The organism is Solibacillus ferritrahens (genome assembly GCF_037027585.1).
In the GTDB taxonomy this organism is placed as follows: domain Bacteria; phylum Bacillota; class Bacilli; order Bacillales_A; family Planococcaceae; genus Solibacillus; species Solibacillus ferritrahens.
Map to the genome: position 1 here is coordinate 1 of NZ_JAXCLE010000007.1, position 26,180 is coordinate 26,180.

Below are 26,180 nucleotides of genomic sequence, written 5' to 3' on the forward strand. Positions count from 1 at the left end.
ATAGAGGGCATATTCCCTCGAAGAGGAGAACTTTTACAGAACTTCGGGACCTAATTTGATAAAAGAAATGACAAAAGGCATCGAGAGACGAGCTCTCGATGCCTTTTGTCGACAATCTGAAGCCATGTTCGAATGACATGGCTTCTGTTTTTTAAACTATTTGTTTTTTTATTTTCTTTATTTGCTGTTGAGATATTTAAATGGCATGTGACTACTTTTTTAGTTGTTCTATATATTCAATATATCGTCTATGTACTGTTGCTTTACTGATTGGTATACCCAATCCTGATAACGTAGTGGCAATTTCAGCAAACGTTAAGCCTTTTTGACGAAGCTGTACAATTTCTTCTACCGGCACTTCTTTTCGTTCACGCCCTTCAATATTTCCACGGTTTTTTAAATTATTTTGGGGTTGATATCCATTTTCTACTGCTCGACGCATTCCTCGACGAATTTTTGCATTATGCATACGGCGCTGATACTCTTCAACTACAGCCAATATTTCGAGTAGCATCGTATCCATCTCGTTTAATACTACAGGACCAGCATCATTCAATGTATAAACAGTCGCCTCGTATTTTTGTAAAAGATGGAGAACTGCCATTCTTGCATTCCCTCGTCCTAAACGTGTTTCGTCTTGTACAAATAATACTTTGATTTTATATTCTCTCATATAATCGAGCATATCCAGTAAACCATCACGTTCCACGTCATAGCCACTATGTTGATCCGTAAAAATCTCTACTTCTTTAAAACCGAATGTTACAGCATATTTCGTCAGTTCTTCCTGTTGACGCAGCAACGATGTTTCCTGCGCACTTTTTTCGGTACTGACACGGCAATAAATAACTGCTTTAGTTTTTGTCATTATTATCTCTCGCTACCTTAATTGTCGACACATCGGAGGAGTCATTCAACTGGACAATATATTGTGCTTCCTTTTCAACTGGCACCACCAATATTTGCCCTGAAACAACTTTTCCATCTCGTAGGCCGTTTTCTTTTTTCACTTCGTTAATCCAATCATGCGTTGCCATTTTACCACGATAATGTTCCGCAAGCGACCATAAAGTATCCCCTTGTCCGATAGATACTTGTTCGTATAATTCTATATTATCGTCTTTATGGAAGATTAATACTAATAACACAATAGAGAACATTAGAAACATTGATGTAAAGCTATTTAATTTGATTTTTTTCATAAGAAAAACCCCTCTTTCGAATATATGTTCGGAATGTTTGTTCTCATAATAATACGAACATATGTTTTTGTCAATCGTTTTTTCGAACTTATGTTTGCATTCGTGTTCGCATACTGCTATACTTACACTAAGAAAAATAGCATGATAAAGAGGTGAGTTAGTTGACACAAAAAATTTCCAAACGACAAGAAGCTATTCTAACTTTTATAAAAGAGGAAGTTCGTTCAAAAGGCTATCCGCCATCAGTTCGTGAAATTGGAGAGGCTGTAGGCTTAGCTTCTAGCTCAACTGTCCACGGGCATTTAGCTCGATTAGAGAGTAAAGGGCTTATACGTCGCGATCCTACTAAACCGCGTGCCATTGAAATTTTGGATCAAGAAGAGCTATCAATAGCTAAACAAGGTGTAATTCACGTACCATTAATCGGTAAAGTTACAGCTGGTTTACCTATCTCGGCCATTGAAGATATCCAAGAATATTTCCCGTTACCCGATGCATATGGTTCATCAGAAGATGAATTATTTATGCTTGAAATAATGGGTGAATCAATGATTGAAGCCGGCATATTAAATGGGGATTACGTTATTGTCAAGAAAACTTCCACTGCGAGCAATGGAGAAATCGTCGTTGCAATGACCGAAGAAGATGAAGCGACTGTCAAGCGTTTCTATAAAGAAAAAACTCATTTCCGCTTACAGCCTGAAAACAGTTCGATGGAGCCAATCATTGTTAATCAAGTATCTATTTTAGGAAAAGTAGTTGGGCTATATCGAAATATTCATTAATTAAGAAGCTTGCCATTCTAATAGAATCGGCAGGCTTTTTCTATTTCAAACAAAAAAGACCCAGCCGAAATCGACTGGATTTTCCTCTACTTTTTACATGCATTTATAAAACTGCTAAATAAACGTTGCGCATAAACATCACCATTTGGCGCCAACTCTTCAGGGTGCCACTGAACAGCAACACAATAAGGATGGGATTCGTGTTCGATTCCCTCAATAATACCATCTTTTGCAACAGCCGATGTGACTAGCCCTTTCCCCAGCTTACCTACTGATTGGTGATGGAAAGTGTTTACACGAAAAGATGCTTCACCAAAAATCTCTTTAAATCTTTGTGTTTTCACATCCACAGTATGGGCTAATTCTCCGCGCTTGGATGGTTGCTTATGTTGGACTATATTTTCCACCTGTGATGGAATATCCTGAATGATCGTCCCCCCAAAGGCTATATTCATAATCTGCTGTCCTCGGCAGATGCCTAGAATGGGTATTTGTCTTTTAAATGCTTCATTCATTAGCAAAAGATCGCTATCATCACGCTTTCGCACTACGCTCCCAATATTAGGGTGTGGCTCTTCATTAAATATTAATGGGTCAATATCCGCACCACCAATCAATACAAGGCCATCAACAATAGCCAATAGAGCCTCTACATTTTCTGCTGTCGCATTCGGTATACAAATCGGAATGCCACCTGCTTGTTCTATTGATGTTAAATAGACATTATTAATATCCATTTTTTTATCAAAGTCATACATCGTTAACCCAATAATCGGCTTCATTCCTTCTATCCCCTTAAAGTTAAAAGATAATTCAAATAATTTAAATTATACTATTATATCGCCTTAGATGACTACAAAAATTTATAAAAAAAGGGATTGCTTAAATGCAATCCCTTTACGATTAAACAATTTCGAGTTGTTTTAAAAAATATTGCTTAATTTCTTTCCAATTATGAACGCGTGTATATCCTTCTTCCGCCGTATTGTATGGCATTGAATACAATAGTCCTGTTCCTTTAAATGACGCAAGCTGCCTTGGATTGTCGTCAATTAAATAATCGGTATGTATAACCGCTTTATTCCCGCAAAATACAATATTTTGTGTTTTAATGAATGGTAAATGTTTGATTAGCCAATCATATTTGGCAGTAAATGATCCTGGTACATCCATTGCAGCAGTAGCTATAAAAATTTCATAATGCTCCTGAAGCTCCTGAATGACTTCAATTGCATCTTCATCTAGTAACGCCAAATCGCGGAAGTAATCTGGCTCATTTAATAGTGCAAACAGTTTCTTTGCATCTTCACGTGGTAAATCACGCTGTGTAGTCAACAAAAATTCTTCTTCCGTAAAGGAAGTACCGAAATTCTCATTGTAAGTAATACGTAACTTTGAATAAAAGTCAGCTAATACTTGGTCCATATCAATTGCAATACTTTTTTTCATGTAATTGGCCTCCTTGGAATTTCCTAATTTTAGTTTATACAATTATATTGTGAAATAACAAGGTATTACTCTCTACAATTAACAACGAACATATTTACGTTTAAATCCGATACGCCCTTTTTCAACTTGCTTTACTATTTCTGCATACGCGTGTAATTTTCCGGGCTTTTTTCCTTCACGCTTAATTTCCACTACACCAATATCATTAGCAATTTGCAATGCTTCATTATGTAAAGGCTTAAAAGAAACACCGACAGTCATTACAAAGTTATTCATCGCAACTTGTGTACGTAGCGGTACCAAATTGATATTTTGTTTTACCTGTTTAAGCATTCCCCGCAGTTTCTCAACTGAGAACTCCTCATCTTTTCTATTACCGAGGAGCCAGCAATAACAATGCCAGCCAGCAGACATTTTCAACTCGTCTCCACTTGCAATCCATTTATCACTTACTTGTTGGGCAATATCGGATTCTGCTAATGTAACTGCAACCACATAATCAGATATCATATAAAAATAAGCCTGGTCCATCCATCGATTATAATCTGCTTCCGACATTGCTTTTGAATCGGCGATGATTCCTGCAAAGTACATTGCATCATAGTTACCCGTTGCATATAATTGTTCTGCAAGTTCATGGTTTATTTTTATTTGCTTAACATATGGTTTCATCGATCCAATCGTTACACCAAATACTGGCTCCTTGGCCCCGTTTGACATATATATTTTTTTTGTACGTTCTTTTCCTAATGTTTCTAATTCCTGTATTACAGTATTGAAATCCATATTAGTATCCTTTCTGAATTGATAAGTTGTTCTTACTCGATTGTTTTAATAATAAAATACTCTTCTCTATTGAAGTTTCAATATAGCCGACTATTTGCTCCATTGTAAATACAGTAAGCGGTATTTTGAGTATTTCTGTATCATATTGCAGGTCACTTAAAATACTAGGAATAAATGCAGTTACTTCCTCATGGGAAACCTCCTGCAAATAACATATTTCAAAGGGCTCTTTCAATAATGCAGAAAGCTGTTCATTCAAATGATAGTGCTCAACTAATTGTGCATTTAAAATTTTAAAATCGTTATGATAAACATTCAACAGTTCGGGCTTTGCTTCCAAACGATTTTTTAACCAAGGGATGAAAAATCCCTGCAACCATAAATCATCGGCAATTAAATGTACATAATAACCATTGATATAGTTTTTTGAAACCTCATTTTTATACTTTTTATAAAATGCTTCGTAATTAATTGTTCTAGTAAACCTTTGTAGCTCTCCACTGTAAAAATGTGATGCGTCTTTAGCCATTATGGCTGCATCTGCTGCAATTCCACCTATTATAAATGTTGCTTGATCTTGTATGTTTAATGCCTCTGCCACTTTATAAGCAATAATAGCATGCATAATTCTTGAGCCCATAAGTACCTCCATTATAGTATGTAATTTTAAATTCAATTTAACAGATAAAAATCCCTTTTATTAAAAAGTTAAAATATACCACAGCATAATAAAGCAACCTCTGAACAGAATAAATTCAGGAGGTGATATTCATGAAAAACAACAAAAACATGAATACTGAATTTGGAATGGAAACAGACGTTAACAAGGTTATTAAGCAAAACCAGCAGGCTGAAGCCAAAAAGCAGCAAGCTTCTGGTTTATACGCTAATAACGGTTTACAAAAAAATCCAAGTTCAAAGAACGCGGAATTTGGTATGGAGACCGATGTGAACCAAGTTAAAAAGCAAAACCAACAAGCTGAAGCTAAAAAGCAGCAAGCTTCTGGTATTTTTGCAAATAGTGGTTTACAAAAGAAACTAAGTTCAATGAACGCGGAGTTTGGAATGGAAACAGATGTAAGCCAAGTTAAAAAGCAAAATCAACAAGCTGAAGCCAAAAAGCAGCAAGCTTCTGGATTATTTGCTAAAATTCGTTCCCAAAACGGTAATAAATAATCGAATATCATCCCCAAACCGGCAATTTTTATTGCCGGTTTTTTTCATTAACAAAGAAAAAAAGCGTTGGAGCTTAGTGCCCCAACGCTTTCTTCTTAGTACATTTTCATATATTGATCACGTTCCCACTGGTGGACAGTTGAACGGTACATATCAAACTCAATTTCTTTTGCTTCTTTAAAGTTTGCATAAATGTGGTTGCCTAATGCTTTTTGCACAACCTCGTCTTTTGCAAGTAATGTTAACGCGTCGTCTAAAGCTGCTGGTAAATTATCGATGCCGTTTGCTTTACGCTCTTCTTCGTTCATTACATAAATGTTACGGTTAATTGCTGGTGGTGGAGTTAACTTTCTACGAATACCTTCTAAACCAGCCTCTAAAATAACTGCCATCGCTAAATATGGGTTTGCAGATGGATCCACTGAACGAACTTCTATACGTGTTGAAACTCCACGAGAAGAAGGAATACGGATAAGCGGTGAACGGTTTTGCGCTGACCATGCTACATAACATGGCGCTTCATAACCTGGTACTAAACGTTTATATGAGTTAACTGTTGGGTTTGTAATTGCTGTAAAGCCTTGTACGTGCTCCAGAATCCCCGCCATAAATTGCATCGCCGATTCAGATAGGCCTAATTCAGTAGACTCATCATAAAAGGCATTTTCTTTTCCTTTAAATAAAGAAACGTTAAAGTGCATTCCTGATCCGGCTTCACCGAATAAAGGTTTTGGCATGAATGTAGCATGTAAGCCATGCTTACGGGCAATTGTTTTAACAACTAACTTGAATGTTTGAATATTGTCACAAGCCGTAATTGCATCTGCATATTTAAAGTCGATTTCATGTTGGCCAGGTGCAACTTCATGATGTGAAGCTTCAATTTCAAAGCCCATTTCTTCTAACTCTAAAACGATGTCACGACGGCAATTTTCGCCAAGATCTGTAGGTGCTAAATCGAAGTAGCCACCATGGTCATTTACTTCTAAACTTGGTTCACCTTTTGAATCTAATTTAAATAAGAAAAATTCTGGTTCAGGACCTAAGTTGAAGTTTGTAAATCCTAACTCTTCCATTTCTTTTAATACACGCTTTAAGTTGTTGCGTGGATCACCAGCAAATGGCGTACCGTTTGGATTATAAATATCACAGATGAATCGCGCTACTTTCCCTTTTTCGGCAGTCCATGGGAAGATCATAAATGAATCGTAATCTGGGTATAAGTACATATCCGATTCTTCAATACGTACGAAACCTTCGATTGAAGAGCCATCAAACATCATTTTGTTATCCAATGCTTTATCTAGTTGGCTTACTGGAATTTCTACGTTTTTGATTGTGCCTAAAATGTCTGTAAATTGTAAACGAATGAATTTTACTTGTTCTTCTTGTACGAGTTTCTTAATGTCTTCTTTTGTGTATTTACCCACTAAATTCCACACTCCTAAAATTGTTCAGTAAACGATTCTTACCAAAGTTATATAATTTACACGCTATTGATAAAAGCGTGATAAATCCCCTTGTCGAAGAGATGTTTTTTGCATGCGTTGTGCTTGACGCATTTCTTCACGCAAAATTTTACGTAAATCTGAATCTGAAATAACCTCTTTACTCGCCTGCTGGATCGCTGGATCATTTTTCATGTCAAATACTTTTTTTATACCTGCCATGTTAATACCCTGTTCAAGCATATCCTTAATTTCCAATAAGATATCGACATCATTTAATGAAAACATCCGACGATTACCTTCTGTACGGTGTGGCTGAATTAAATCATGCTCTTCGTAATAACGAATTTGTCTGGCTGTTAGATCCGTTAATTGCATGACGATACTTATCGATAATAGTGGCATTGAACGTCGAATTTCACTACTCATTTAATTCACCTCCCTTACCGCTATATTACGACTTGTTACGTTCATTGTCAATTATATGTTAGAAAAACTGACATACAGTGTTTAAGTTAGCATTTTATATACTGTTTCTAGAGAGGTGATGAGCAAATAATGAACTGACAATATACTATTACCCTTTTTTGTCAACTTTATAACAAACAAAAAAATCGCCCGTTAAATTGGACGATTTTTTACAAATTAAGTTAGTCTTTGTACAGCAGCACAAATCGCATATTTAACATGTTCATAAGTTAAGCCACCTTGTACAAAAGCTGTATATGGAGGACGAATCGGACCATCCGCTGTCAATTCAATGCTTGACCCTTGAACGAAAGTTCCTGCTGCCATAATTACGTCATCTTCATATCCAGGCATATACGCAGGTTCTGGTGCGAAATGAGCATTGATTGGCGATGCTGCCTGAATTTCACGACAAAACGCTACCATTTGTTCAGGAGTACGGAATGCTACTGACTGAATTAAATCTGTACGTACATCCGTGTAATGAGGGGAGGTCGTCATACCGATTTCTTCAAGCATTGCCGATGTAAAAATCGCGCCTTTTAAACTTTGCGCGACTATATGAGGTGCCATGAAAAAACCTTGATAAAAATCTGCTAACGTATTCAACGATGCACCAGCTTCTGCACCAATCCCTGGGGATGTCATACGGTATGCGCATTTTTCCACTAAATCTGCACGCCCTGCAATATAACCTCCTATTTTCGCAAAGCCACCGCCAGGATTTTTAATTAAAGAACCCGCCATTAAATCGACGCCTACTTCCGTTGGTTCGAGCAATTCAACAAATTCACCATAGCAATTATCAACAAATATAACTGCATTTGGTGCAATTTCACGAATTTTTAATACCATCTGGGAAATTTGTTCAATTGTAAAGGATGGTCGTGTGGCATAACCTTTTGAGCGTTGAATTGCAATCATCTTTGTATTTTCATTAACTGCATTTTTCACACCTTCCCAATCGATTTCCTTATTTCCGATTAAATCAACATGAGAATAGCCAATCTTAAAATCCTTTAATGATCCTGTATCCTTTTCACCACCGTCGACGATTGATTGAAGTGTATCGTAAGGCTTCCCTGTAATATAAAGAAGTTCATCACCCGGACGCAGAATGCCAAATAGACTTAATGTAATTGCATGTGTACCGGATATAATTTGAGGACGCACAATCGCCGCTTCCGCTCCAAAAGTTTCCGCATATACACGCTCTAAATTGTCGCGACCTTCATCATCATAGCCATATCCGGTAGAAGGATGCAGATGAAAATCACTTACTTGATTATTTCGGAAAGCAGCGAGCACCTTTTGTTGGTTATAAAATGCACGATCATCTACCTGCTGATGATAAGTACGTACTTTTTCTTCCACTTTCGTCGCTAGCTTTATAGTTTCAGGTGTTAATAATGATTGAAATGCCATAATATTACTACTCCATTCTGTACAAACTGTAACCATTATACCTTAAAAAAATTAATTTTGACGAATGTTTGAAAAACTGCTATCCTTCATGGCGATAGTATTATTTGGGAGAGATGTTTATGGCTTGGGAGGTATTCAGTGTTATTGGAACAATTGCATTTGCAATATCAGGTGCAATTGTGGCTATGGAGGAAGAATATGATTTATTTGGTGTATATATATTAGGAATTGTTACCGCTTTTGGTGGGGGTGCAATCCGTAATATATTAATTGGTTTACCCGTCTCAACACTATGGAATCAGGAAATGATGTTTCAAATTGCACTGTTTGCAATTACCGTTTTCTTTTTAATACCTCATCACCTCATAAAGCATTGGAATCGTTGGGGAAATGTTACTGATGCGATTGGATTGTCCGCCTTTGCGATTCAGGGTGGGATGTATGCTGTACATTTAGATTTGCCACTTGCCGCTGTTATAGTAGCAGCTTTATTGACTGGAGCTGGCGGTGGTGTTGTACGTGACCTTCTTGCGGGAAGAAAACCTATTGTATTGCGCCATGAAATATATGGGGTTTGGGCTGCTAGTGCCGGCTTCTTGTTGGGTCTTGAAATCTTTCAGGGAGATTTATTTTTATATATATTATTTGTCCTAATTACCGCTTTGCGTATTTTATCGTATACAAAGGGCTGGGGATTACCATCAAAAAAAATTAACATAGCAAAATAACAGAAAAAAAAGCTGTATCAAAAGTTAATGCGACTTTTGATACAGCTTTTTAAGTAATAAAGTAAACGAGCTGGCTACTATCGTAAAGGTATGTCCAAAATAACACTGCACATTCACCTATCAATAATTACTTGAATTCCAACTCTCCATCATAGGCCATCATGCCGCCTTCTAGATTCGTTACATCAAAGCCTTTTTCTATTAAATATTCACAAGCATTCGCACTACGAACGCCACCTTTACATACAACAATATAAGACTTTGAACTATCTAGTTCATCTGCACGTTCCGGAACTGAGCCAAGTGGAATATGTACTGCACCTGGGATCATTCCGTGCTCCACTTCAAAATCTTCACGTACATCGATTACATGCAAATCTTCATTTGCATCCAATAAATTGATCAGTTCATCTGTTGTCATTGTTTTCATTATAATTCCTCCAATACTTGTACCATCTTAGTCATTATAATCAAACAATTAATATTGCGCTACCGTTTAGCCGGATTACTCTTCTTCATCAAGTAATGTAACGTTTTTGGAAGGAACAAAGGTAGAAATGGCATGCTTGTAAATTAATTGCTGTTTCCCTTCCGACTCCAGTAAAACAGTAAAATTATCATAAGATTTAATTAAGCCTTTTAATTGGAAACCATTCAATAAAAATACCGTTACAAAAACATTATTTTTACGTAAATTATTTAAAAACGTATCCTGCAAATTCAGTGATTTCATCATCGTCCAATCTCCCTTACCATAAAATACATGCAATAGTTAACTATTCGTTATCCATATATGATATACCTTTTAAAATTTTAAATTAAACTAATTATCTTGTTCCAGTCATTCCCGATCCATGAGATATCCATTTTATTGCGGAAGTAGGTCAATTGGCGTTTAGCGTACCTGCGGGAGTTTTGCTTAATTTGTTCGATTGCTTCTTCAATCGTTACTAAACCATCAAAATATGCATATAATTCTTTGTAGCCAATAGCCTTAATCGACTGTACATCCCGGATGCCTGCATCATATAATGCACGTACTTCTTCAAGCAATCCTGCTTTCATCATTAAATCTACACGTAAATTTATACGTTCATATAATTTCTCGCGATCCATGTCTAAGCCAATTATTAAATGATTGTATAAAGGAATATTTCCACGGTTGAATTGCTCTTCCGCTCGTGACACACCGGCAAGCTCTGCCATTTCCAATGCACGTATGACGCGTCTCGTATTATTCGGGTGAATTTCTGCCGCAGAAACCGGATCAATCTTTGCCAACTTAGTATGCATCGCCTCTGGTCCTAATTTCACAAGTTCTTCATAATATTGAAGACGTGCTTTTTCATCGACTTCTTGCTTTGTAAATTGAAAATCATAGAGAACGGATTGCACATAAAGTCCTGTTCCTCCTACGATAATTGGCATTTTACCGCGGGCTTGAATTTCTTCAATTTTCCCTCGGACTAGTCGTTGATATTCCGCTACGGAAAATGCTTCTGTAGGTTCTTTAATACTCAGCAGATGATGTGGAATCCCTTCCATTTCATCATCAGTGATTTTTGCTGTACCGATATCCATATTGCGGTATACTTGCATTGAATCCCCATTAATAATTTCCCCATCTATTTCTTTTGCTAAACGTATGCTCAGCGCTGTTTTACCAGATGCTGTAGGGCCAATAATGGCCACTACATCAATTTTATTATTCATCTTTTAACCACCGTACTATTATTTCCATTACTTGATCCTTCTTTTTTTCATTTAATATTTCATGTCGCATTCCTTCAAGCAAATGTACCTTCACATGTTCCAGCCCAGCATCCACAAGCTGTTTACCTGTGCGAAGAACACTTTTTCCATTTTCATCTGCAATCGGGTCAAGTGTACCGCTTATAAGCAATATTTTTAAATCAGGGCGAATTCGTTCATTTTGACTTTTATTTTTTAACGTGAGAATCCCACCGGTCAAATCCGAAAAAAACTGGTGCGTCGCGATAAAACCGCATAAAGGATCCTCAATATATTTTTTCACTTCGTCGTCATCAGTAGTGAGCCAGTCAAAGTTCGTTTTTGGATTTTCTATGTGCCGGTTAAAACCTGCAAAACTAAGCTTATGCATTAGGAGGCTTTGCTCTTTTGCGCCTTGCAGCTTCACTAATTGACCTGCAATGGCATGACCGGCTTCATGTAGTAATTTCGAAGAACCTGTACCACTTAATACTAAGCGTTCAATCATTCCGCTATGTTGCTGTATGAAGCGTCGAGCGATAAATGAGCCCATACTATGACCAAATAATATAGGACGACTTACACTATCTTCTTTAAAATATGCGAGTATTTCATATACATCCTCCACTACACGGTCAAAACCATTCTGATCTCCATAATAACCGAGCATACCATTTTTTTGTGCTGTATATCCGTGACCTCGATGATCATGGGCCGTTACGAAATAGCCTTCTTCACAGAGTTTTTCGGCAAAAGCTTCATAGCGTTGACTATGCTCTGCCATTCCATGCAAAATATGAACATGTCCCATCGTTACTTGATTTGGTTTAAAAGTGCGCACAAATATATCGTGTCCATCTGACATTGTTACAAAGAAAGATTGCTGTTCCAAAAACTCCACCCCTTTTAGGAATTTACATTACTCGTTTGAACATTTTCTCGACTTCATATGATGTAAAATGAATTAAAACAGGGCGTCCGTGGGGACATGTAAATGGATTATCTGCTTTTCGCAAATCATTGATCAGTCTGTCCATTTGCTCTTTATTTAAATAATGATTTGCTTTAATCGACTTTTTGCAGCTCATCATAATAGCTGCATCTTCACGCAATTTTTTAATATCTGTTTTCCGTACTTTTAAAACTTGCTCGATCAATTCTTCAATAACTTCCTGCTCTTCCCCTTTTGGAAACCAAGTCGGATATTCCCGTACAACAAATGACGATAGTCCAAATTCCTCCAAATAAACACCTACTTCTTCAAGTGCTTCTTTGGATTCTTTTAAACGCAAAGCCTCATCTGCAGCATAATGGAATGTTAAGGGCATTAGTAATGTTTGACGTTCATTTGCATTTACTTCTCCCACTTTATCACGGTAATATTCATATTTAATTCTTTCTTGGGCAGCATGTTGGTCGATTAAATAAAAGCCGTCTTCCATTTGAGCCACTATATAAGTTCCATGAATTTGGCCGACAACTTCAACGTCTGGAAAATGACGTTTCACCTCAGGCTGAACAAATGGCTGTTCATCTTGTATAGGCTTTGATTCAATTGGCACTGCAGGTAATTCCGTCTCGGGCACTTCATTATGGACGTCCGCGTATTGTACAGAATGCTGATTTCCAATTGAAATTGGTGTATGCGGTTCTTTTACAACTGAAGAATCACCCGATAATCTTTCCACAATAGTCGTTAGCTTATTCTCATCAAATACCGGTGCCGATGCTTTACTTGGATTCCAAATATTCATTTGCTCTTGCTGCGGACGAATTGGCTTTTCCTTTTTTTCGGCAAGCGGAATCCGAATTTCTTCACGAATAGCCAAGCGGATTGTATCTTCAATTAACTTTAATAGCTCTGGCTCTTTACTTAATCGAACTTGATGTTTTGCAGGATGTACATTGACATCCGTTAATTGTGGATCCCCTTCTACATAGAGGAGCACGATTGGAAACCGCTCAATTGGTAAATACGTATGGTAGGCATTAATAATTGCCTTTTGAATGACGAAATGCTTGACCCACCGCCCATTGACGAATAATGACATATAATTTTTCGACGCACGGGTTACTTCTGGTAGGCTGGCAAAGCCATGGATCTTATAGTCATTATTACTAGCTTCAAATGGTAGCATTTTTTTTGCATGATGTGCTCCATATATTGCTGATAGTACTTGCTGTACTTGGCCGCGTCCATTTGTTTGAAGCAATGTTTGATCATTATGCACTAATTTTATCGCGATCGTTGGGTAGCCAAGCGCAATCCGATTAATAAAATCAATTGTATGCCCTAGCTCCGTTTGAATCGTCTTTAAATATTTTAATCGTGCCGGTGTATTGAAAAAGAGCTGGGCTACTGTAATATCTGTCCCACGGCGAAGCGCAGTAGGCTGATGCTCTTTTAAATGGCCGCCTTCTAAATATAAATGCACACCCCCATCTCCATCCGATGTGCGCAGAGTTAATTTAGAGACAGAGGCAATAGATGCCAATGCCTCACCGCGAAAGCCAAGTGTGCGGATTCTGAATAAATCCTGCTCTTTTTCTATTTTTGATGTGGCATGTCGTGAAAAAGATTTAAGTGCATCTTCTTCATCCATTCCACTGCCGTTGTCTATTACTTGAATAGAGCTAAGACCAGCTTCTTCAAGAAAAACTTCAATCGATGTACTGCCCGCATCAATTGCATTTTCAACTAATTCTTTGACGACGGATGATGGACGTTCCACTACTTCACCGGCTGCAATTTTATTGGATAGCCACTCATCCATTATTTGAATTTTCCCCAAAGCTGTTCCCTCCTTATTTATTGCCTAATAACTTTTGTTGTAGTTCGTATAATAATGTCATTGCCTGCATCGGTGTCGTACCCATAACATTCAATTTTGTTAAAGTATCAAGCACTTCCTGCTGTTCGGGTGCAATAACGGGTTCCTCATTGATTGAGAATAATGAAAGCTGCAATTCTTCGTCTGCAGTTTTTTGAGGGACCTGCTCTAAAATGGATGGCGTTTGTTCACGAACAACGCTTGTATTAGGTTTTTCGATACTTGTTGCCTCAAATTGCTCAAGTAAAATACGGGCACGCTGTAAAATGGCTTCAGGCATTTCTGCAAGTTCAGCCACATGTACGCCGTAGCTTTTGTCAGCTGCCCCTTTTTTTACTTTGTGTAAAAATACGACACGGCCATCTTGTTCTGTGGCACTTACATGAACATTTTGCAATCGAACAAGTTCGTTCTCCAAGTCAGTCAGCTCATGATAATGGGTTGAAAATAAAGTATTTGCCCCGATTTCTTCATGAATATATTCCATCATTGCCTGCGCTAAGCTCATACCATCATATGTTGAAGTTCCGCGACCAATCTCATCAAACAGCAATAAACTGTTTTTCGTCGCATGTGTGATCGCATGCTGTGACTCTAGCATTTCAACCATGAATGTCGATTGCCCGGCAACTAAATCATCCGCTGCCCCTATACGTGTAAAAATTTGATCGGTAATTGGCAGGATCGCTTCATCTGCTGGTACGTAACATCCCATTTGTGCTAATACGACGATTAGGGCAACTTGACGCATATACGTACTTTTCCCCGACATATTCGGACCAGTAATAAGCATCATATTTTTATCATCGGTTAACACACAATCGTTCGGTACATAGCTTTGTTTATTAAGCATCTTTTCGACTACAGGATGTCGTCCTTCAATAATTCGCAGTGAGCGCCCCTCGTGAAATTCAGGCTTTGTAAAACGATATTTATCCGTCACCGCAGCAAAGCTCATCAAAACATCAAGTTCACTAATCTCAGATGCTAATGCTTGCACACGCGGAATATAGGCTTTCAATCGATCGCGCAATGCAACAAACAAATTATATTCCAGGGCCAAACTTTGTTCTTCCGCATTTAAAATAAGTGCTTCCTTTTCTTTCAACTCTTCAGTAATAAAGCGCTCGGCATTAGCTAAAGTTTGTTTTCGGTCATACCGGCTTAAGTCCGTATTATTTAAATGAGACTTTGTGATCTCAATATAATATCCAAATACTCGATTATAGCCGATTTTCAGGTTTTTAATTCCTGTTAGTTCCCGCTCTTTATGTTCAAGTTGGGCTATCCAATCTTTGCCGTTACGCGAAGCATCCCGATATTCGTCCAACTGTTCATTGTACCCATCGCGAATTACATCGCCTTCCTTAATCGAAATCGGCGGATGATCAGTAATTGCCTCTGCCAAAAGCCGCTCTACATCAGCACAAACATCCAGCTTTTGCCCAAGAATTCTACATTTTTCATGACCGCTATTAATTAATTTCTCTTGAATTGTTGGTACTTGACGTAAAGACTCTCGTAATTGGGCAAGATCACGCCCTCCAACTGAACCAAATGCAACACGGCCCGCTAATCGTTCCAAATCATACACGTTTTTTAATAATCCTGTTAATTCATCACGTAAAAAGAAATCTTCTAACAACTCGGTCACAATTGATTGACGTGATTCAATTGCATTTTTATTAGCCAATGGTTGGTGTAGCCATTGCTTTAATTTCCGTCCGCCCATTGCCGTAACTGTTTCATCCAACAGCCATAACAGAGTACCTTTTGAATCTCCACTCCGGATTGACTGGATAAGCTCTAAATTTCGTTTGGAATTTGTATCGATTCGAAGAAAATTGTTTGCCTCCGTATAATTGAACGGCTGAATATGGGATAAAGAGCGCATTTGTGTTCTTTCCACATATTGCAACAACCGTTTAGCCACACCTTGTAGATTGACCGGTAAATGAGACACATATTGCGCAGCGCGTGCCCCTTCCATTTCCTCCATTTCCAATGACAATACGATGCCGCCTGCCTCGGCATACTCTGCAAGCAGTAACTGTAGCTGCTCTGTAACGATCACTTCTTTTATTGCATATGACTGTACTTGCTGAATCAATTGTTTCGCACTGCCTTCAATAATTGAACAATTTGATTCCCCTGTAGATACATCTAAATAGGCAAAGGCGATTTCATTTTCCCCTATGCTTTCTGCGGCTGCAATAAAATGATTCGACTTCCCATCGAGCGCTTTTCCTTCAGTAATTGTTCCGGGCGTAATAACTTGGACAACTTCACGTTTCACAACACCTTTTGCATGTTTTGGATCCTCTGTTTGTTCACAAATCGCCACTTTATAACCTTTTGCTACAAGTGTTTCAATATAGCCTTGTGCAGCATGATGTGGAACTCCACACATCGGGATGGGATTATCCGTATTACCTGCACGCGCCGTTAATGTAATTTCCAATAATTGTGATGCATTTATAGCATCATCAAAAAATAATTCATAAAAATCGCCTAGACGATAAAATAAAAAAGCATCCTTATAATCTTGCTTTACGAGCATATATTGTTGCATCATCGGTGTGTATGTAGTCATGTTTATTTCCCTCACTTGCTAAAACTTGTACAAGTATTATACCATTTGCCTCGTAATTTTCCTTGTAAACGCAATGAAAAAAGGGATTGTTTGAAAGAAATCTTCAAACAATCCTAAATTGTACAGATTATAATGTTGATAATGTTTACTATTTACTATACACGTGTTCCGATTAAACCCGTTTACGAAAATGACGAGGATTCATAGTCTCCACTAGACGAACTAGATGAACTAGACGAGCTAGAAGATGACGTGCTGGATGGCTGCTGTGAGCTTTCCTCATAAGACCAATCTTCTTCATAGTCAAGTGGGTGCACATTAATCACTACCGTTGTTTCACCGATAATCTCCACTAAAAACTCGCGTTCGATCGTTACTTGGAATTTATCTCCCTGCTTCGTGATTATAGCCTCAATACAATTTGGCTGCTGCAATACACGAGTCTTCACATCATTTGAATCTACTTCTTCTCCATCACGGAATGACAGTTTTATACGATCCTTATAAGTGATTGTTTCAGTATGAACTGCCGTTTTTGAATGGTTGCTATAAGCATACCAAACATTCACATCGAATTTCCCTGTCACATCAACAAATTTACCATTACGCTTTGCCTGGTATTGATGATTGATTACCCAGCAACCTAAAATGCTTGTTGGTGCATTCGGTGGACTGAGCGTTTCAACACATTCGGTACGCTTTTTCCCTTTCGCTATAACTGCTTTTGTCACAATTTGGCGTAAACGCTTCACCGAACATCTCTCCTTTCTTCAACTACTCGATTTATTGTATGCGGCAGGTGCCTAAAGGGTGAAATGAGTTTTTATAAAAGAAAAAACTACTACAAACAAGTTGTAGTAGCATCTTTCACTATTGTACGGTCATTTCTTCAGCCAATAAATCATTGATTTGTTCAATAGGCATTGGTTTATAATAATAGTAACCCTGACCAATTTTACAGCATAACTTTTTTAATTCGTTATGTTGTTCTTCTGTTTCTATCCCTTCAGCAATTGAAACCTTATTTAAGTTGCTCGAAAGCTGGATAATTGTTTTAATGACGACATTCATTCGTGGATTGGATAAATTATCCATCATCACAGATACAAATTTGATATCAAAAAAGAAGATACCCTATATTGGGTATCTTCTCATATTATTTATGAACATGAACCTGGTGTGCTATTACGTACTTTTGAACCAGTCTCACCTTTTAATAGATCGCCATCTGTAGAAGCAATCACTTCATCTGTAACATTGTTAGCAATAGCATTCGAAACTAATTGCAGTAAACCGTTTACCTCTGTTTGAGATTGTTTAAATTGTTGAACAACTGGTAAATCGTCAATTTCTTGTTCAATACCTGTTATTTTGCCTTCAATCATTTTTAACGCTTTCTCTTTCCCTAAGTGCTGGAAGTTAACGGCTTGCTTCTGCAATGTTTTTAATGATGCAATTTTTTCACGGACAAATTGGTTTTCATTAATTTGCTCTTCCGCTTTTTTGAAGAACTCAACTTCTTCAGTATTGGCAATCATATGGGCAATTTCTTTTGCTTTTTCAATAATTTCGTCTTTAGTATATAATTTTGTTGTCATTTTACAAATTCCACCTCTTCGATTACTTCTTCTACAAACTCACCTAACAATGAATATGATTTTGCTTCTAAAATCTTAACTTGCACAAGCTTTCCTATATACTTTGGATCTGCTTTGAAGTTCACAAGACGGTTTTTACGAGTATAGCCAGCTAAAACATCATCTCGTCTTTTACTGCTGCCTTCAACTAAAACTTCAACTGTTTGACCTTCCAAATCTTTTAATGCTTTTGCGGAATACTCTCCTACAACTGCATTAAGACGTTGTAAACGGTCTTTCTTCTCTTCATCCGTTACATTATCTGTCATTTTGGCTGCAGGTGTGCCTTCACGTGGCGAATAAATATACGTGAACGCCATATCAAAACCTACCTGGCGATACAATTCAAGCGTTTCCTGGAACTGTTCTTCCGTTTCGTTTGGATATCCAACAATAATATCAGTCGTCAATGTTACACCTGGAATCGCCGCTTTAATTTTATCCACTAATTGTAAAAAGTGCTCCCGTGTGTACTTACGTGCCATGATTTTCAAAATTTCATTTGAACCTGATTGGACAGGTAAATGAATATGATCCACCAAGTTGCCACCTTTGGCCAGTACTTCGATCAGATGATCATCAAAATCTCGTGGATGACTAGTCGTAAAGCGAATACGTGGTATATCAATTTTGCGAAGTTCATCCATTAAATCGCCTAAACGATAGTCGATGTCGTCAAAGTCTTTCCCGTAGGCATTTACATTTTGACCTAAAAGCATAATTTCTTTATAACCTTGTGCCGCCAGATCGCGCACTTCCTGAATAATCTCATCAGGTCTACGTGAACGTTCTTTGCCGCGCGTATACGGAACTATGCAATATGTACAGAATTTGTCGCAACCGTACATAATATTTACCCATGCTTTGATTGAGCCTAGGCGTTTCTTCGGAAGGTTTTCAATTACATCGCCTTCTTTTGACCAAACTTCTACAACCATTTCTTTTGACATGTATGCATCGTGTAATATATTTGGCAGACGGTGAATATTGTGTGTTCCAAATACCATATCGACATGCTGGTATTGTTTTAGGATTTTGTTGACGACGGATTCTTCTTGCGACATACATCCACAAACACCAATTAGCATTTCTGGGTTTTTACGCTTATATTTTAACAGGAAGCCAAGCTCACCGAATACTTTATTTTCTGCATTTTCTCGAATGGCGCAAGTATTTAGCAATACAACATCAGCCTCTTCGATTAATTCAGTCGGTGTATAGCCAAGCTGCATGAAAATACCGGCCATTACTTCAGTATCATGCTCATTCATTTGACAGCCGTATGTGCGAATATAAAACTTACGGTCTTGTCCCATACCTATATACTTTTCATCAATATCAAAATCTTTATGATATTTCACTTCTTCTTTACCGCGTTTTTTTGCATCTTTAAGTGAAGGAGCAGTAAATACTTTTTCAAAATATTTACTATAGTCTTTTTCTTCCTTAGGTTGCTTAATCTGCTGACTAGCTAGTCGTTGTTCCTCATTCATCGACCCAGAGCCCCTCTCATTTATTACATTTACTCATTTTATCATTATAGCGAACTGTTACTAGTCCCGACAAGTTAGTCAATGAATTGTTTATAACTATTTACATCATTCGTCCGCAAAATTGTAAGAAATGTGACACTTAATTTAATCACTTGAGTCCATTTCATCTCATATTTTGCTTCAAATTGGTGCTTTGGCAAACGCAAAACATCTTGAAACACTGTTTTTGCATCAAGCTCATGCTGTGATAAATATGCCAGGAAAGCCAAGAACAGCTTATGATCCTCTAATTGTAATTCTTTATTTTCTATTAGAGCATCCACTCTGCCTGCAGGTGAGTTGCCACGCTCGAACAGTTTCGTCAGTTCGCCCTCAAGTTTTTCGTTTTTATATTGTAGAAAGTTTAAAATGTCCGTCATAGCATACAGCCCCATTTTAAAAATTGGATTTCATTTCCTTCTTACTGTAGCAGATTAGTAAATATTTCTCACCCAAAAAGCAAAAGGCAGAAAGATTGCTCCATCTGCCTTTTTAAAAACATTATTTACTATCATCCATTTTCAGTACCGCCATAAATGCTTCCTGTGGAACCTCTACTGAACCGACTTGTTTCATACGTTTTTTACCTGCTTTTTGCTTTTCAAGTAATTTACGTTTACGAGAAATGTCACCACCGTAACATTTTGCAAGTACGTTTTTACCCATTGATTTAATTGTAGAACGGGCAATAATTTTTTGACCGATTGCAGCTTGAACTGGTACTTCAAACTGTTGACGAGGAATTAGTTCTTTTAATTTCTCTACAATTATTTTCCCACGCTCATATGCAAAGTCTTTATGCACGATGAAACTTAGTGCATCGACTTGTTCACCATTTAATAAAATATCCATCTTGTTTAATTTTGATGGTTTGTATCCAATTAACTCATAATCGAATGATGCATAGCCTTTTGTATTGGATTTTAAGAAATCGAAGAAGTCGTAAACTATTTCAGCTAACGGCATTTCATAAACGATTTTAACTCGACTATCATCAATGTAATCCATACCTGAGAAGTTTCCGCGTTTTTTCTGGCAAAGCTCCATAACTGCTCCTACGTAATCGTTAGGCACCATTATTGTTGCTTTAACATATGGCTCTTCAATTTCGTCAATCTTTTGTGGATCCGGCATCATTGAAGGGTTATCGACTTTCAATACTGTACCATCCGTTTTTGTTACTTCATAAATAACAGAAGGAGCTGTCGTAATTAAATCAATATTAAATTCACGTTCAATACGTTCCTGGATAATTTCCATATGAAGAAGACCTAAAAATCCGCAACGGAAACCGAAGCCTAATGCTTGAGACGTTTCTGCTTCATATTGAAGTGCTGAGTCGTTTAATTCCAATTTTTCTAATGCTTCGCGTAAATCATTATATCTCGCTGTATCAATAGGATAAAGACCACAATATACCATCGGGTTTAACTTACGATACCCTGGTAGCGGCTCTGTCGCTGCACGACTGCCGGCATAAGTTACCGTATCACCAACGCGTGTGTCCTGTACATTTTTTATTGATGCAGTTAAATAGCCTACATCGCCAACAGTTAATTCAGCTTGAGGTATTGCTTTTGGTGTATGAATGCCAACCTCGATAACTTCAAACTCAGCACCGGTTGCCATCATTTTAATTGTATCGCCTGCTTTTACTGTTCCATTTACGATACGAATAGAAATGATAACCCCTTTATAAGCATCGTAAACTGAGTCAAAAATTAATGCTTGTAATGGCGCATCCGGATCTCCCTGTGGTGCCGGTACTTTTTCAACAATTTGCTCTAAAATATCCTGAATCCCAATACCCGCTTTTGCAGATGCAAGTACTGCTTCAGATGCATCAAGGCCAATTACGTCTTCAACTTCCTGGCGCACACGCTCAGGGTCTGCAGCTGGTAAATCGATTTTATTGATTACAGGTAAAATCTCCAGATCATTGTCCAATGCTAAATATACGTTTGCCAATGTTTGCGCTTCAATTCCCTGCGCAGCATCAACAACTAAAATGGCACCTTCACATGCCGCTAACGAACGCGATACTTCGTATGTGAAATCGACGTGACCAGGAGTATCGATTAGATGGAATGTATAAATTTCTCCATTTTTAGCATTATATTTTAATTGTACTGCATTTAATTTAATCGTAATTCCACGCTCGCGCTCCAAATCCATTGAATCTAATAGCTGTGATTTCATTTCACGCTGTGTAACTGTTTGTGTTGTTTCTAAAAGACGATCTGCTAAAGTTGATTTCCCGTGGTCGATGTGTGCAATAATCGAGAAATTTCGGATATTTTCTTGACGTTTTAAACGTTGTTCTCGGTTCATGTATAATTCCTCTCCTAATTAGAAAAAACACCTGAGCCCATTATGGGTTGGTGTCACTACGTATGTAGATTATCATCCATTTACTTTTCTACTAAAATACAGCCCCTATATCCATCCAATTTGAATGTAATGGAACAATAGAGGCTTTCTTATTTTAAATTATACTATGAATCGTAGTAAAACGACAACAGCGAACCTTCAACTGCCATAGGAAAAACGCATTTCGCTCAGACTACTGCGAAATGCGCTTTTACATATTTGTGCAAGGAGTAGTGTTTAAGTTCCTTTTAGGAATGCCACTGCTCACTTTCATTTTATAAATTCCCTCTAAAATAATTACACCGCCGCCTCAACAAATGCGAGTCGGATGGCCTGCGCTAATACTGCCATTGTTCGGTGAAGTTCTTCTTCCGTATTGTCAATACCGCCAAGTTCAATCAGCAACATATTCGGAGCAAGATCCTGGTTATAAACACCATTCACATGATCCCCTTGTTGTTTTAATATGCCGCGTGAAATACCAGGTAACATGTTGTTTAACTGTTTATCCAGCATTGTTGCATACGCTAAATTTGCTTCATATGCCGGGTGTTCCGCCCCCACGACAAATGCCACTTTTGCATAGCTTTCCTCATTCACTGTATGTGTAGTAGCCTTTTTCGGAACTGCATCACGGTGAAAATCAATTACCAGTCCGTATTCACGCTCTTCCAAATATTGTTTTAATATAGGGCGAGCAACTTTGTAGGCTTGAGGTAACCTTGCATCCACTAACTTCATTTCGTTCATTACATCAACATCAACAACATGTGGTGTGATTTCATTTAATTCGAAATAATACTGCATCATTTGCTGTAAAGAGAAAATATTCATTTCCTCATCATATACTGCCTGCATCCCTTTAGTTTGTTTGACAATTGGCTTATACGACTCATGAGAATGTGTAAACATTAGTAATACATTAAATGGATCTGGATTATACGGCGGTTCTTCGACTACTGTTGGTAGCGGATCTGCTGCAGCATAGACGACGTGTGTATTTTCAGGTTTTTTTGTGGTCATTTCATTATTTGGAAAAGGGAATTGCCCAATAATGATAGGCAGTGAAAATAAAAATAAGAACAATAATGAGAAGCGTTTTAGTTTCCGCAAACACATCACCCTTTCTCCAATACAATATGGGGGAAGAGCAAAACTTAGAACGTATAACTAGTTTTTAGTGTATCTAAAATTTATTTTTTCTTATTTTAAGTAGATTGTTTTTGCTCTATCCAATTAAACAAGCTTTCCCCTAATAAAAAGGCATATTGACTTAGCCAAAAATCAACCTCTTTTGGCGTAACCATAAGACGCTCAGGATGGGTACTAAACACTTCTTCAAATAATTGTCGGCGGTCTTCATTTGGCCACGTTGCCCATTGTCCGAAAATCGGCTCCACTTTAGATAGGTCCACTTCTTCATTTACAGGTGTCCAATTTGTTACAGACAGCTTCCCGGAAGGCTTCCCTTTTTCTTGTATTTTTGCTGCAATCGACCTAAAAGCTACATCTATTGCATCTGCAATCAATATCGGAGCTTCTACAACTGTTGGAATTCCGATTGCCGTTACAGGTACACCTAACACTTCCTTGGAAATTTCCTTACGATGGTTTCCTACACCCCCACCCGGATGAATCCCTGTATCTGTTAACTGAATGGTTCTACATAAACGCGCACTACCACTTGTAGCGAGTGCATCGATTATAATTACGAGCGATGGCTTTATTTTTTCTGTTAATGCATGAATGTAATCACTTGTTTCAAATCCAGTTTGACCCGTCACACCCGGCGCATATAAAATAAATTTAGGCTCCTGCAGTTCCGATTGTTTTTTATGCATTGCATCAATAGTATATGGACCAATTGCATCTGGTGTAATCGTCTTATTCCCTAAGCCTATTACTAAAACTTTTGATTGTGCAGTAATTTTCAAATCTTTATGCAGATCATGTAAATAATGAATTAATGATTCCTGTAGTTGTGAAAAGCCATGTTGGTCTTCCGAAGTTAATGTAGGTATTGATAATGTAATATACACCCCTTGTTTTTTGCTGATTTGTTCTTGCCCAGCCGCATTCACTTCAACCTTAGTAATTTTTACTCGGTTTTGTTGCGACTCCTCCATATGAACGCCACGTTCATGCTTTAATTTTTCCTTGTCCGCTTGCGTTTGCTGAAGTAGGACTCCTGCTGTTTCATCAATTAAATCTGTGCGATTCCAATCTATTTTTTTCATAAATGCACCTCCACATTCCAGTTTGTTCAAACTGTCAAGTAAATATTCTTTGCATTTATGTATTGCAATTCTTTCAATCCTTTGGTAGAATGATTTTTGTTGTATTGACACATGAAACAGTGAGAAAATACTCATCTCGTACCTAAATCTAGGAGGTGAAAGAAATGCCAAACATTAAATCTGCTATTAAACGTGTAAAAGTTAACGAAAAAGCTAACGCTGCTAACGTACAAGCAAAATCTGCTATGCGTACTACAGTTAAAAAAGCTGAACAAGCCATCGCTACAGGTGCTGAAAACACTCAAGAATTAGTAGTTGCTGCTTCTAAAGCATTAGATAAAGCTGCTTCTAAAGGTCTTATTCACAAAAACGCGGCTTCTCGTAAAAAGTCTCGTTTAGCGAAAAAAGCTTAATTGTAAAGTTATAAAGCCAACTGCGCATTTGTGCAGTTGGCTTTTTTCGTATAATATAAATAGTTTTATAAGACGGTTATGAATCATTAAGTAGATGGATAAATCTTAAAATACCTTATCTTATAGCTTCCTCATTAAAAATAGCTCTAAATGACGTTCGCGATTTCCACCTGTTGTTTTCAGTTGAAGATCTACCTCAGCCAGACTGTAAAGCGCTTGGAGTAAACGCTGATCGGTAGGACGACTTTTTTGGTTCGAGATAATTTGGACACGGTAAGGATGGATTTTAAGTTGCTTTGCAATTTGCTGCTGATGATAGCCCTTTTTTTGCAAATAGAAAACTTGTGTCATTGTGCGAATATTATTTGCGAGTAACCCAACCAACTTAATAGGTTCTTCTTTTTGGCGCAATAAATCATGATAAATTTTAAGTGCCTCTTCTTGATTATGCTCCAAATAGGCATTCAGCATTTTGAATGCGTCATGTTCAAGCGTCTTCGCTACTAAATCTTCCACAAGTTCACGTGTAATTTCCAGCTCTTCACCTAAATATAATGCCATCTTTTCCATTTCCATTTGAAGTTGGAGCATATTAGGTCCAACCATTTCAAGCAACTTTCCGATTGCTTCATCCGTAATAGCTTTCCCGTGCTTATGGGCTTCATTTTGAACCCACACATTTAAATCATGATTTTGCGGTGTTTCTGCAAGGATAACTGTACATTTATCCTTCATAAGTTTCGTGATTTTTTTTCGTTCATCCAGCTTTTCATATGGAGCGATAAATACCGTAATTGCAGTATCAGTAGGGTGTTCGAGCCAGCTTTCAAGACGTTTTAAATCATGATCAATCTTTTCTTTTCCCTTTTCAGTTGCTTTTAAAAAAGATGTGTTTTTAGCAATTATTAGTTTGCGTTCAGAAAAAAACGGAATCGTATCCGCTTCATCGATGACATAATCTATCGGTTGTTCATTTAAATCAAAGGTCATCACTTCTGCTTCTTCCACTTTTTGAAGTGCAGATTTCAATTGCTTTATTGTTTCATCTACAAAATAAGATTCTTCTCCTACAAGCAAGTAAACCGGTGCGAAATTCCCTTTTTTAAAATCCTGCCACATTTTTGTTATCATCTGGGGAACCTCCTTTACTTTCGTATTTCTTAGTATAACATTTTTTAATTAATTGAGAATGTACAGATTCGCTTACAATCCCGAAGAACAGGGAAAAACAATTTAAAATAACAAGCTAATTACTTTGTGGACTTTTCTTGAAATTTACACTTATTATTATCACCAATAAAAGGAATAATTAGCATTTCATATAGCATTTTTAATTAGATTATTCTATAATGATTGGAGATTAGGAGGG

28 protein-coding genes are annotated in these 26,180 nt (G+C 37.5%); 4 read left to right on the plus strand and 24 right to left on the minus strand.

Annotated features, from left to right (window positions below; all coding sequences use genetic code 11):
• Positions 1 to 211 precede the first annotated feature (211 nt).
• Entirely contained in the window at positions 212 to 868 is a 657-nt protein-coding gene (locus tag SNE38_RS08460) for a YneB family resolvase-like protein (RefSeq protein WP_336046336.1), read from the minus strand.
• A complete protein-coding gene (gene yneA / locus SNE38_RS08465) occupies positions 855 to 1,202 on the minus strand; it encodes a cell division suppressor protein YneA (RefSeq protein WP_336046337.1) in 348 nt (115 codons plus the stop codon). The genes SNE38_RS08460 and yneA overlap by 14 nt, the downstream gene beginning before the upstream one ends.
• 161 nt (positions 1,203 to 1,363) lie before the next feature.
• Here yneA and lexA point away from each other — a divergent pair, with 161 nt between their 5' ends.
• Positions 1,364 to 1,987 (plus strand): transcriptional repressor LexA, encoded by a 624-nt coding sequence (lexA, locus tag SNE38_RS08470; protein WP_191700274.1) that lies wholly within the window; start codon positions 1,364 to 1,366, stop codon positions 1,985 to 1,987.
• An 86-nt stretch (positions 1,988 to 2,073) separates the two neighbouring features.
• On the opposite strand, the gene SNE38_RS08475 is transcribed toward lexA, so the two are convergent.
• The 4 genes from SNE38_RS08475 to SNE38_RS08490 all read right to left on the minus strand — a co-directional run bounded on the left by SNE38_RS08475 (position 2,074) and on the right by SNE38_RS08490 (position 4,862).
• Positions 2,074 to 2,769: a gamma-glutamyl-gamma-aminobutyrate hydrolase family protein gene (locus SNE38_RS08475; protein WP_336046338.1), complete on the minus strand. Its 696-nt coding sequence runs from the start codon at positions 2,767 to 2,769 to the stop codon at positions 2,074 to 2,076.
• Positions 2,770 to 2,890: 121 nt separating this feature from the next.
• A complete protein-coding gene (locus SNE38_RS08480) occupies positions 2,891 to 3,436 on the minus strand; it encodes a 5' nucleotidase, NT5C type (protein ID WP_191702644.1) in 546 nt (181 codons plus the stop codon).
• Between the two features lie 78 nt (positions 3,437 to 3,514).
• Positions 3,515 to 4,222, minus strand: a complete 708-nt coding sequence (locus tag SNE38_RS08485; protein ID WP_191702645.1) for a DNA alkylation repair protein — start codon at positions 4,220 to 4,222, stop codon at positions 3,515 to 3,517.
• A gap of 1 nt (position 4,223) precedes the next feature.
• Positions 4,224 to 4,862, minus strand: coding sequence for a hydrolase (locus SNE38_RS08490; RefSeq protein WP_336046339.1), 639 nt, complete (start codon positions 4,860 to 4,862; stop codon positions 4,224 to 4,226).
• A 131-nt stretch (positions 4,863 to 4,993) separates the two neighbouring features.
• On the opposite strand from SNE38_RS08490, the gene SNE38_RS08495 reads away from it, so the two are divergent.
• Complete coding sequence (locus tag SNE38_RS08495) at positions 4,994 to 5,398, plus strand: gamma-type small acid-soluble spore protein (protein ID WP_336046340.1); 405 nt, start codon at positions 4,994 to 4,996, stop codon at positions 5,396 to 5,398.
• 95 nt (positions 5,399 to 5,493) lie between these two features.
• On the opposite strand, the gene glnA is transcribed toward SNE38_RS08495, so the two are convergent.
• The 3 genes from glnA to SNE38_RS08510 form a co-directional block, all read right to left on the minus strand.
• Positions 5,494 to 6,828, minus strand: coding sequence for a type I glutamate--ammonia ligase (glnA, locus tag SNE38_RS08500; protein ID WP_191702651.1), 1,335 nt, complete (start codon positions 6,826 to 6,828; stop codon positions 5,494 to 5,496).
• 63 nt (positions 6,829 to 6,891) lie between these two features.
• A complete protein-coding gene (locus SNE38_RS08505; protein ID WP_191700280.1) occupies positions 6,892 to 7,275 on the minus strand; it encodes a MerR family transcriptional regulator in 384 nt (127 codons plus the stop codon).
• Positions 7,276 to 7,491: 216 nt separating this feature from the next.
• A complete protein-coding gene (locus tag SNE38_RS08510; RefSeq protein WP_336046341.1) occupies positions 7,492 to 8,739 on the minus strand; it encodes a methionine gamma-lyase family protein in 1,248 nt (415 codons plus the stop codon).
• A 119-nt stretch (positions 8,740 to 8,858) separates the two neighbouring features.
• Here SNE38_RS08510 and SNE38_RS08515 point away from each other — a divergent pair, with 119 nt between their 5' ends.
• On the plus strand, positions 8,859 to 9,467 hold the full coding sequence (locus tag SNE38_RS08515; protein ID WP_191702653.1) for a trimeric intracellular cation channel family protein: 609 nt from the start codon (positions 8,859 to 8,861) through the stop codon (positions 9,465 to 9,467).
• 127 nt (positions 9,468 to 9,594) lie between these two features.
• Here the strand turns inward: SNE38_RS08515 and SNE38_RS08520 are convergent, their stop codons facing one another.
• The 14 genes from SNE38_RS08520 to gpr form a co-directional block, all read right to left on the minus strand.
• The gene (locus tag SNE38_RS08520) at positions 9,595 to 9,897 is read right to left on the minus strand and encodes a rhodanese-like domain-containing protein (RefSeq protein ID WP_191702654.1); all 303 of its coding nucleotides are present in this window, start codon (positions 9,895 to 9,897) and stop codon (positions 9,595 to 9,597) included.
• A gap of 75 nt (positions 9,898 to 9,972) precedes the next feature.
• Positions 9,973 to 10,200: an RNA chaperone Hfq gene (hfq, locus tag SNE38_RS08525; protein ID WP_191702917.1), complete on the minus strand. Its 228-nt coding sequence runs from the start codon at positions 10,198 to 10,200 to the stop codon at positions 9,973 to 9,975.
• An 80-nt stretch (positions 10,201 to 10,280) separates the two neighbouring features.
• On the minus strand, positions 10,281 to 11,180 hold the full coding sequence (gene miaA, locus SNE38_RS08530; RefSeq protein ID WP_191702655.1) for a tRNA (adenosine(37)-N6)-dimethylallyltransferase MiaA: 900 nt from the start codon (positions 11,178 to 11,180) through the stop codon (positions 10,281 to 10,283).
• Positions 11,173 to 12,090: an alpha/beta fold hydrolase gene (locus tag SNE38_RS08535; RefSeq protein ID WP_191702656.1), complete on the minus strand. Its 918-nt coding sequence runs from the start codon at positions 12,088 to 12,090 to the stop codon at positions 11,173 to 11,175. Before SNE38_RS08535 ends, miaA begins: the two co-directional genes overlap by 8 nt.
• Positions 12,091 to 12,112: 22 nt before the next feature.
• Positions 12,113 to 13,990: a DNA mismatch repair endonuclease MutL gene (mutL, locus tag SNE38_RS08540; RefSeq protein ID WP_191702657.1), complete on the minus strand. Its 1,878-nt coding sequence runs from the start codon at positions 13,988 to 13,990 to the stop codon at positions 12,113 to 12,115.
• A 13-nt stretch (positions 13,991 to 14,003) separates the two neighbouring features.
• A complete protein-coding gene (mutS, locus tag SNE38_RS08545) occupies positions 14,004 to 16,622 on the minus strand; it encodes a DNA mismatch repair protein MutS (RefSeq protein WP_336046342.1) in 2,619 nt (872 codons plus the stop codon).
• Between the two features lie 182 nt (positions 16,623 to 16,804).
• On the minus strand, positions 16,805 to 17,374 hold the full coding sequence (gene cotE / locus SNE38_RS08550) for an outer spore coat protein CotE (protein WP_191702659.1): 570 nt from the start codon (positions 17,372 to 17,374) through the stop codon (positions 16,805 to 16,807).
• Between the two features lie 118 nt (positions 17,375 to 17,492).
• Positions 17,493 to 17,723: an EAL domain-containing protein gene (locus tag SNE38_RS08555; protein ID WP_336046343.1), complete on the minus strand. Its 231-nt coding sequence runs from the start codon at positions 17,721 to 17,723 to the stop codon at positions 17,493 to 17,495.
• A 59-nt stretch (positions 17,724 to 17,782) separates the two neighbouring features.
• Positions 17,783 to 18,220: a RicAFT regulatory complex protein RicA family protein gene (locus tag SNE38_RS08560; RefSeq protein ID WP_336046344.1), complete on the minus strand. Its 438-nt coding sequence runs from the start codon at positions 18,218 to 18,220 to the stop codon at positions 17,783 to 17,785.
• A complete protein-coding gene (gene miaB / locus SNE38_RS08565) occupies positions 18,217 to 19,752 on the minus strand; it encodes a tRNA (N6-isopentenyl adenosine(37)-C2)-methylthiotransferase MiaB (protein ID WP_191702661.1) in 1,536 nt (511 codons plus the stop codon). Before miaB ends, SNE38_RS08560 begins: the two co-directional genes overlap by 4 nt.
• Positions 19,753 to 19,826: 74 nt before the next feature.
• Entirely contained in the window at positions 19,827 to 20,186 is a 360-nt protein-coding gene (locus tag SNE38_RS08570) for a hypothetical protein (RefSeq protein WP_336046345.1), read from the minus strand.
• A 106-nt stretch (positions 20,187 to 20,292) separates the two neighbouring features.
• Positions 20,293 to 22,122: a translation elongation factor 4 gene (gene lepA / locus SNE38_RS08575; protein ID WP_191702663.1), complete on the minus strand. Its 1,830-nt coding sequence runs from the start codon at positions 22,120 to 22,122 to the stop codon at positions 20,293 to 20,295.
• Between the two features lie 336 nt (positions 22,123 to 22,458).
• On the minus strand, positions 22,459 to 23,280 hold the full coding sequence (gene spoIIP, locus SNE38_RS08580; protein ID WP_191702664.1) for a stage II sporulation protein P: 822 nt from the start codon (positions 23,278 to 23,280) through the stop codon (positions 22,459 to 22,461).
• 89 nt (positions 23,281 to 23,369) lie between these two features.
• Positions 23,370 to 24,398, minus strand: a complete 1,029-nt coding sequence (gene gpr / locus SNE38_RS08585; RefSeq protein WP_191702665.1) for a GPR endopeptidase — start codon at positions 24,396 to 24,398, stop codon at positions 23,370 to 23,372.
• Positions 24,399 to 24,562: 164 nt separating this feature from the next.
• Between gpr and rpsT the strand changes: the two genes are divergently transcribed.
• Positions 24,563 to 24,811, plus strand: a complete 249-nt coding sequence (gene rpsT, locus SNE38_RS08590) for a 30S ribosomal protein S20 (RefSeq protein WP_191700296.1) — start codon at positions 24,563 to 24,565, stop codon at positions 24,809 to 24,811.
• Between the two features lie 120 nt (positions 24,812 to 24,931).
• Here the strand turns inward: rpsT and holA are convergent, their stop codons facing one another.
• Positions 24,932 to 25,942 (minus strand): DNA polymerase III subunit delta, encoded by a 1,011-nt coding sequence (holA, locus tag SNE38_RS08595; protein WP_191702666.1) that lies wholly within the window; start codon positions 25,940 to 25,942, stop codon positions 24,932 to 24,934.
• Positions 25,943 to 26,180: the final 238 nt, after the last annotated feature.

Excerpts from the sequence above, each read along its gene's own strand:
- SNE38_RS08460 (WP_336046336.1), bottom strand. The coding sequence starts at position 868 with ATGACAAAAACTAAAGCAGTTATTTATTGCCGTGTCAGTACCGAAAAA.
- yneA (WP_336046337.1), bottom strand. The coding sequence starts at position 1,202 with ATGAAAAAAATCAAATTAAATAGCTTTACATCAATGTTTCTAATGTTC.
- SNE38_RS08475 (WP_336046338.1), bottom strand. The coding sequence starts at position 2,769 with ATGAAGCCGATTATTGGGTTAACGATGTATGACTTTGATAAAAAAATG.
- SNE38_RS08480 (WP_191702644.1), bottom strand. The coding sequence starts at position 3,436 with ATGAAAAAAAGTATTGCAATTGATATGGACCAAGTATTAGCTGACTTT.
- SNE38_RS08485 (WP_191702645.1), bottom strand. The coding sequence starts at position 4,222 with ATGGATTTCAATACTGTAATACAGGAATTAGAAACATTAGGAAAAGAA.
- SNE38_RS08490 (WP_336046339.1), bottom strand. The coding sequence starts at position 4,862 with ATGGGCTCAAGAATTATGCATGCTATTATTGCTTATAAAGTGGCAGAG.
- SNE38_RS08495 (WP_336046340.1), top strand. The coding sequence starts at position 4,994 with ATGAAAAACAACAAAAACATGAATACTGAATTTGGAATGGAAACAGAC.
- SNE38_RS08505 (WP_191700280.1), bottom strand. The coding sequence starts at position 7,275 with ATGAGTAGTGAAATTCGACGTTCAATGCCACTATTATCGATAAGTATC.
- SNE38_RS08510 (WP_336046341.1), bottom strand. The coding sequence starts at position 8,739 with ATGGCATTTCAATCATTATTAACACCTGAAACTATAAAGCTAGCGACG.
- SNE38_RS08515 (WP_191702653.1), top strand. The coding sequence starts at position 8,859 with ATGGCTTGGGAGGTATTCAGTGTTATTGGAACAATTGCATTTGCAATA.
- SNE38_RS08520 (WP_191702654.1), bottom strand. The coding sequence starts at position 9,897 with ATGAAAACAATGACAACAGATGAACTGATCAATTTATTGGATGCAAAT.
- hfq (WP_191702917.1), bottom strand. The coding sequence starts at position 10,200 with ATGAAATCACTGAATTTGCAGGATACGTTTTTAAATAATTTACGTAAA.
- miaA (WP_191702655.1), bottom strand. The coding sequence starts at position 11,180 with ATGAATAATAAAATTGATGTAGTGGCCATTATTGGCCCTACAGCATCT.
- mutS (WP_336046342.1), bottom strand. The coding sequence starts at position 16,622 with ATGACTACATACACACCGATGATGCAACAATATATGCTCGTAAAGCAA.
- SNE38_RS08560 (WP_336046344.1), bottom strand. The coding sequence starts at position 18,220 with ATGACAACAAAATTATATACTAAAGACGAAATTATTGAAAAAGCAAAA.
- miaB (WP_191702661.1), bottom strand. The coding sequence starts at position 19,752 with ATGAATGAGGAACAACGACTAGCTAGTCAGCAGATTAAGCAACCTAAG.
- SNE38_RS08570 (WP_336046345.1), bottom strand. The coding sequence starts at position 20,186 with ATGGGGCTGTATGCTATGACGGACATTTTAAACTTTCTACAATATAAA.
- lepA (WP_191702663.1), bottom strand. The coding sequence starts at position 22,122 with ATGAACCGAGAACAACGTTTAAAACGTCAAGAAAATATCCGAAATTTC.
- spoIIP (WP_191702664.1), bottom strand. The coding sequence starts at position 23,280 with ATGTGTTTGCGGAAACTAAAACGCTTCTCATTATTGTTCTTATTTTTA.
- gpr (WP_191702665.1), bottom strand. The coding sequence starts at position 24,398 with ATGAAAAAAATAGATTGGAATCGCACAGATTTAATTGATGAAACAGCA.
- rpsT (WP_191700296.1), top strand. The coding sequence starts at position 24,563 with ATGCCAAACATTAAATCTGCTATTAAACGTGTAAAAGTTAACGAAAAA.
- holA (WP_191702666.1), bottom strand. The coding sequence starts at position 25,942 with ATGATAACAAAAATGTGGCAGGATTTTAAAAAAGGGAATTTCGCACCG.